Here is a 7,176-nt window from a genome sequence, read left to right on the forward strand (position 1 = left end):
AGATATTGCATGTTTTAATATCCAACAAGCTAAAACGCTGTTTATATCATCATAGAACTTACTTCTAATAAAAATGATGCGTGTGATTTCATAAATATTTAAGCTGTCCAGAAAATATCAAATTAAGGTTGTATGGCTAGTACATCCGTCTTTAGTGAAGAATTAACTTATACTCGAAACTATCAGCATGATTGCGACAACTGTGAAGCTGATTCGCCAAGAATTGAAGCTATAGTGCGAAACATTCATTATGCTGGGTTCTCGATGCACAACAAGCAACAAGGTTTTAGAAATTGCTGATATGTGCCAAGTTCATAAAATCTTGCATAATAATGCGGCAGTAATAAGTGCATTACTAGACTAGATTTTGTGGATGAACTTGTTTCTAGTCTGTTGAGCTGTGATTGTGGTTATCTATTTTATTAATGAAATTTTGAGGTTGGCCTTCAACAAAGTGTGGAGTAATGTATTCAGTATTATTAACAATAAGTTGGATATTTATGAACGACACCATTATTTCACTTTTAGGCTACATCACTTGGGTATTAATCTTATTAGTCTGGTTAGCAATCTACCGAACTCTATTGGTCGCCAAAAAAGAGCAGACAGTGAATGGCTTTAAATCTGATGGTTCCAACTCGCCAGCATTTGGTGAACAATTAGCTCGTGCACAAGGGAACTGTGTTGAGAGTTTTGCGTTCGTTGGTGGTCTCATGCTGTTGGCTCTGGCCACCAACTCCACTGTGATAACTGATGGGTTAGCCTTACTGATTTTGGCAGCCCGTTTAGGGCAATCTATCACACACTTGATATCGACGAGTGTGTTAGCCGTGCAAATCCGATTTGCTTTTTTCTTAGCACAGATTGGTATTTGTTTTTATTGGGTGATAATTTTTGTCACAAAATTTATTGGAGCATAGCATGATGTCAAATCCAACAATTGAAGAGTTACTTGAGATTTCTCCTTGCGAATGTTCGGAAGGCCTACTCGTAGAGCAGTTTATCAGCCCTAACATTCATCAAATGTGGTCGCCAATGCCTCGCATTGCAGGACCTGCTTTTACTGTGAAGTGTGGAGAAGGTGACCATCTAAGCTTGCATGCAGCGATTTACCGTGCAAAAGCAGGTGATGTAATTGTAGTAGAAGCAGGCCTTGATTACGCTAATGTTGGTGGCAATGTCTGCGCTATTGCAAAACAGCGAGGTGTTGTTGCTATGGTCATTGATGGGTTTATTCGTGATATTGCTGAAATTCGTGAGGCGCAGTTTCCAATTTATGCACGTGGTGTGATGCCCAAGCCAGGAGCTAAAGAACAAATATTTCCTCTTAATCAACCTATTCAGTGTGGTGGTGCCACGGTTAATGCCGGTGACTACATTGTGGCAGATGAAGAAGGCATTGCGGTTATTCCAAAAGATAAACTCACAGAGGTTTATAAGCTTGCTAAAGCTCGAACAGATAAAGATGCTTCGATGAATTTGGCTGATTGGAAAGTCCAACATTCGAAAAAAGTTGAATCGAAACTGCAAGAATTAGGATATTTTGATTAATGTAATTTAGAGACGGCCTGTTAGTAACCTGAACTTGTTATAATCCGTAGCGTCCAGCACTACTATTATCGTGCCTATCTTTGTTGAAATTGCTCACAATAGCTGGCTATTGTGAGCAATTTCGCCCAGATAAACGTAAAGACACAGTTCTCTAGATGCGTTAAGAGTTTAATACCTCGATTGTAGCCCTTCAACATGGTGGTTTTGTTAGGGGCACTGCAAGGGAAACGGCACGTCTTAGCCTGAGTTCAGGTTAGGCTATATCTTTTAACAGGCAACACAACTCCAAGGTCAAAAATCTTAATGTTTTCATTTTTCGAACGGTTAACTAATCCGTTTCCTGCTGCTCACCCAACACAACCGCCTGATACAATTTTCGCGTTCTGTCGTTATTATACCCAAGGTATGTGGCCGGTTATTTTTTGTGTCTCTATTTTAGCTGCCGCCATCGCAGCACTTGAAGTATCGCTATTTGGTTTTTTAGGTCAACTGGTTGATTGGTTGGCTGAAAGCGACAGAGAAACATTTTTACAGCAAGAGTTGGACAGTCTTATATGGATGGCAGTTCTAGTGTTGGTTATTTTACCGGTATTAGTGATTACTCAATCTTTGTTGTCACATCAGGGACTGATGGGAAATTTCCCGATGCAGATCCGTTGGCAAGCACACCGATATATGATTGGACAAAGCTTAGGTTTTTTTCAAAATGAGTTTGCTGGGCGTATCGCCACTAAAGTCATGCAAACTGCGTTGTCAGTACGTGAAACCGTGATGAAAACATTAGATATTTTAGTGTATGTCAGTGTGTATTTTTTCAGTATCTTGTTTTTGGTTATCTCAGCCGATTGGCGCTTAAGTGCTCCACTTATTATCTGGTTTTTAGTTTATTTAGTGATCTTGCGTACGCTTGTTCCCAAATTAAAAAGGGTGTCGCAACGTCAAGCCGATGCACGTTCGATGATGACAGGGCGTATTGTGGATAGTTATACCAATATCACCACAGTCAAATTGTTTGCTCACACCAATCGCGAAGCAGAATACGCCAAAGAGGGTATGTTGGGTTTTTTGAAAAAAGTCTATCCTCAGATGCGCCTGGTAACGGTGTTGTATGGTTGTGTTTGGTTTAGCAATGCTCTACTGGTATTCAGTATTACTGCGCTGGCGATATATCTATGGATGTTGGAGTTGGTCACACCCGGTGAAATCGCGATTACCGTGAGTTTGTGTTTACGTCTTAATGGTATGTCGCAATGGGTGATGTGGGAAGTATCTTCGCTGTTTGAAAATATCGGTACAGTGCAAGATGGCATCAACAGTTTGTCGTTGCCCGTTGATGTGCAAGATAAACCCAGTGCAAAAGCCTTAGAAATGAAGGGAGGGGCGATTCACTTCAATAAAGTGAACTTTGGTTATGCTGGCGCTAATAACATCCCTATCACAGTGTTTAAAGATCTTGATATCAAGATCAAACCAGGCGAAAAAGTCGGACTGGTAGGGCGCTCAGGCGCCGGAAAGTCTACTTTGGTTAATCTACTGCTACGTTTTTATGATATCCAAAGCGGCAGTATCACTATCGATGGACAAGATATTAGTCAGGTTCAACAAGAAACGTTGCGTGCCAATATTAGCATGGTGACCCAAGATACTTCATTGTTACATCGCTCAGTGCGCGATAACATTCTGTATGGACGTTTAGATGCTAGTGAAGAGGATATGGTTAATGCGGCCAAGCAGGCCGAGTCTCATGAGTTTGTGCAGACGTTGTCTGATATGCAGGGCAGAACCGGCTTCGATGCTCATGTTGGTGAGCGTGGAGTGAAACTCTCGGGTGGTCAACGCCAGCGTATCGCCATAGCCCGAGTTATGTTAAAAGACGCACCGATTTTGATTTTAGATGAAGCTACGTCTGCACTTGATTCTGAAGTAGAAGCGGCAATTCAACACTGTCTGAATAAAGTTATGGAAAACAAAACTGTACTGGCTATCGCTCATAGATTATCTACTATTGCGCAGATGGATAGATTGTTGGTGCTTGACGAAGGTAAGATTGTTGAATCAGGCACACATACTGAGCTGATACACAAACGTGGGATCTATGCCAAACTATGGGAGCATCAAACTGGTGGCTTTATCGGTTTAGAGTAAAACAATGTTAACAAAGAGGTACTTTTGAAAATTAATTTAGCAGGTTATTTATTTTATAATATTTTATCTATTAGTCTTTTTTTTCTTAATTTTGATAGTACAGCGGCCCAAGTTAAGCCTTCACATATGACATTCTCTTATGTTGATCATCCTGTCATCACACATGAAGTCATTCCTATTATAGAGCGTGCATATTCATTAATGGGTATTAAGTTAACATTTGAGATGCATCCTTCATCAAGAAACCTTAAAGCTGTTGAGTCGGGAATAGTTGATGGGGATGTCGCCTACAGCGACTTACTTTTGAAAGGTTACGATACACTTGTAAAAATCGAACCTCCATTGGTTACTTCTATTTTTGTTCTGCTGTGCCTACCTGATGTGCGATGTAATCAAGAGGTTTTGTTTGATGATAATAATGTCATTGTTTCGACTGATACGACTCACAAAGGTCTGCTCAGTTTTTACCCTGAATCTCTAAGCCGCTCTTTTTATACGATTAACAATCTATCGATCATTCCTAAACTTTTAGCACAAGAGCGTTTTCAATATGGGATCTATGTTTTTGGGAATTCTCAGGTTTTAAGCTCTGACTTTCAACATCTCAAAGTCATAGAGTTATTTAAAACACAGACTCACCATACACTTCATCAAAAGCATGCTTTTATGAAGGATGAAATCAGCGCTGCGTTACAACTTTCAATGGATAAGGCAAAGAGTTCGCTTGATGATTTTACTCAGTAAGTTACTAATTTTACTGAGAATTAATGTGTGTTGAACATGCTGTTTCAAGGGGCCTTAATATCAGGTGGTTTGATCATCGCGATAGGGTCGCAAAATGTTTTCATTTTAAGACAAGGTTTGTTGGGTCAAAAAGTTTTTTATGCCTGCGCTGTGTGTTTTATTTGTGATTCAGTATTAATCACTGTTGGTATTTTAGGTGTCGGTTCAGTTTTACAACAATTCCCATTTTTCTTAAATTTGTTAGCAACTTTAGGTGCAATATTCTTGTATTGGTATGGCTGTAACTCTTTTATTAGGGCTTATAAAGGAAACAATCATCTAAGCGTTGAACAGGTGGTCAGTCAAGAGCAATCAATCCTTAAGTTAATGTTAACCACTTTGGCGATAACGCTGCTAAATCCTCATGTTTACTTAGACACATTAGTGATTATTGGTGGCATAGGTGGCACTTTAGGTCGCGAGGAAAAACACTGGTTTTTATCAGGCTCTGTGCTGGCTTCATTCATTTGGTTTTTTGGCCTAGGTTATGCCTCTAAAAAGCTCATTCCATTCTTTGAAAGTAGCAAAACATGGATGGTTTTAGATTTTCTGATCGGTGTAGTAATGTGTTGGATTGCCGCAGGCCTGACAATTTTTGTCTACCAGAGTTTTTATGAATAATCCTAACCTAAAAGCTGACATTATTGACAATTTTGTTGTGCCAGTTTGTTTTGAAGAAATTAAAATATTGTACGAGGACGAATATCTACTAGCTGTCAACAAGCCCAGTGGTTTATTAAGCTTATCAGGTAAAAATCCAATGAATAAAGACTCTGTTCATTATCGGTTAGTTCAGCAGCAACCAGATATCAGGTTAGTGCATCGTCTAGATTTTGGCACCTCAGGAATCATGTTATTGGCAAAAAATAAAGTGATGAACGCCAATCTGACCAAGCAGTTTCAAGTTCGAAGTGTGATTAAACGTTATGTGAGTATTTTAGCGGGTGAAGTAGTAAAAAGTGAGGGTCTGATAGATTTACCCATAGCCAAAGATAGTTTACTTTTTCCACGGCTTAAAATTTGCCATCAAGATGGCAAATCCGCAAAGAGTCACTATAAAATTATGGAAAGGTTAAATGAGCCATCCCGAACTAGGGTAATTTTCACGCCTTTGACGGGCAGAACGCATCAGTTACGAATTCATAGTCAAGCCATCGGCCATCCTATTTTAGGATGTGATTTGTATGGCACAGAAAAAACTCAAGGCATGTCAACTAGGCTTCTATTACATGCCCTCGATATTACGTTCGCTCACCCGGAATCACAAACAAGAATGACTTTAACCAGCCCTTGTCCTTTTTAAGCTGTTTATACGTTGAATATTGCAGTTAATAGCCCAATTAAACCACCAAATACACCACCCCAAACAACCAACCAACCTAAATGTTCTCTTATCATTTTCTGAATAATATCTTTGACCATTTTTGGTGTGAGTTCGTTGAGACGTTGTTCAACAATTTGATTGATTTTTTGGTGGAGTTCTTGATGCATATCCGGCTGTGTTAGTTCTTCTTGCAGAAGTAATGAAAATTTAGGCTCTTGAGTAATATCTCCTAGCGCTGCCCCCATTTTATCTACGAAAGGCTGTCGCATTGGCTCTAAAGCTTCAACACCACCAAACATGCCAAGCATTTGTCCGAATGAAGAGTCTTTAATAACATCAACCAATGAATCAAATGTTGGTGTTAAGTCTACCTTGTTGATAATTGACGCAAAATCTATATGCATAGGTTGGTTGCCGTCAGTCAGAAAGCGTTGAATATTGTCCTCACTGAAAAACTGTTCCATTACCAAATTTCGGATCCCACTTTTAAAATCTTCGAATCGCTCAGGTATTACACCAGAACCATATAAACCGGGTACTTTTTCAAACAGCATGTGTATCGCTATCCAATTAGTAATCGCACCCGATACTGCAAACAGCCCGACAGTTTTGACAATGTCGTTGCCTAAAGTAAAACCCAGCAATACTAAGGCGAGGGCTAATCCATTGGTGATAATGCTTTTGTTCAAAGAGATGACTCCGATACTGTTGAATTAAGAGGGGTTATATCAGTAAAATGCATGCTGTCAACAAGAGGAGACTATAATACTGACCTTTGTGTTGCTTATTATATTAATAATTTAAACATAGTTCGTTCGTCTACCACATATAAATATCTTTCAGTGAATGTTTTACATATTGAGTTGAACACGTCAGTGTGAATATACCGAGATATTATTTCCATCGTTGCAAAAATATATTTGACAGCTTTTTTTGTAAAACAGTCCATGTGTCGAGTGTCTCGATTTTTAAAGGCAACAGACAAACTAAGCAGCTCTTATTCGCTACCATAAATAGCCAAGACACTAATAACAATTAAAATCTATCAAAGCGTTTTAAGATATTTTTGAAAATAAGTGTTAGAGCATAAAAAAACTATCAAGCCAATCATCCATGTTGAAGTTTTTTTAAATATGCGGCGGTTAAAATGATAGGCAAGTTCAAAATAGTGAAGAAAAAAAATAACAATTTTTGTTTGTTTTTAATAACACACTATATAAACAAATCAGAATGTCAGAATCTGATTGTGTGAACTTTTATGATACGACGAAATTGAGAACTAATATCTTATTTTACATGTTTTGAGGAGCACTAAAATATCTTCTTCAATCTTTCCTCTTGAATCCGTGATGCCAATAAGTATAATGCTGCTC

At 38.8% G+C, this 7,176-nt stretch carries 7 protein-coding genes; 6 read left to right on the plus strand and 1 reads right to left on the minus strand.

The features are described 5' to 3' along the window. Positions 1 to 500: 500 nt before the first annotated feature. The 6 genes from QZ562_RS18155 (at position 501) to QZ562_RS18180 (ending at position 5,782) form a co-directional block, all read left to right on the plus strand. The gene (locus tag QZ562_RS18155; protein ID WP_293763332.1) at positions 501 to 920 is read left to right on the plus strand and encodes an MAPEG family protein; all 420 of its coding nucleotides are present in this window, start codon (positions 501 to 503) and stop codon (positions 918 to 920) included. Positions 921 to 924: 4 nt separating this feature from the next. Next, on the plus strand, positions 925 to 1,551 hold the full coding sequence (locus QZ562_RS18160) for an RraA family protein (protein ID WP_293763350.1): 627 nt from the start codon (positions 925 to 927) through the stop codon (positions 1,549 to 1,551). Between the two features lie 303 nt (positions 1,552 to 1,854). After that, the gene (locus QZ562_RS18165; protein WP_293763335.1) at positions 1,855 to 3,696 is read left to right on the plus strand and encodes an ABC transporter ATP-binding protein; all 1,842 of its coding nucleotides are present in this window, start codon (positions 1,855 to 1,857) and stop codon (positions 3,694 to 3,696) included. 24 nt (positions 3,697 to 3,720) lie between these two features. Next, on the plus strand, positions 3,721 to 4,440 hold the full coding sequence (locus QZ562_RS18170; protein ID WP_293763338.1) for a hypothetical protein: 720 nt from the start codon (positions 3,721 to 3,723) through the stop codon (positions 4,438 to 4,440). A 36-nt stretch (positions 4,441 to 4,476) separates the two neighbouring features. Beyond that, positions 4,477 to 5,100: a LysE/ArgO family amino acid transporter gene (locus tag QZ562_RS18175; protein WP_293763341.1), complete on the plus strand. Its 624-nt coding sequence runs from the start codon at positions 4,477 to 4,479 to the stop codon at positions 5,098 to 5,100. After that, positions 5,093 to 5,782 carry an RluA family pseudouridine synthase gene (locus QZ562_RS18180; RefSeq protein WP_293763344.1) on the plus strand — a complete coding sequence of 230 codons (690 nt, stop codon included), beginning with the start codon at positions 5,093 to 5,095 and terminating at the stop codon, positions 5,780 to 5,782. The genes QZ562_RS18175 and QZ562_RS18180 overlap by 8 nt, the downstream gene beginning before the upstream one ends. Positions 5,783 to 5,787: 5 nt before the next feature. Here the strand turns inward: QZ562_RS18180 and QZ562_RS18185 are convergent, their stop codons facing one another. Beyond that, a complete protein-coding gene (locus QZ562_RS18185) occupies positions 5,788 to 6,492 on the minus strand; it encodes a DUF445 domain-containing protein (protein ID WP_293763347.1) in 705 nt (234 codons plus the stop codon). Between the last annotated feature and the right edge of the window lie 684 nt (positions 6,493 to 7,176).

Source organism: uncultured Paraglaciecola sp., assembly GCF_913058035.1.
In the GTDB taxonomy this organism is placed as follows: domain Bacteria; phylum Pseudomonadota; class Gammaproteobacteria; order Enterobacterales; family Alteromonadaceae; genus Paraglaciecola.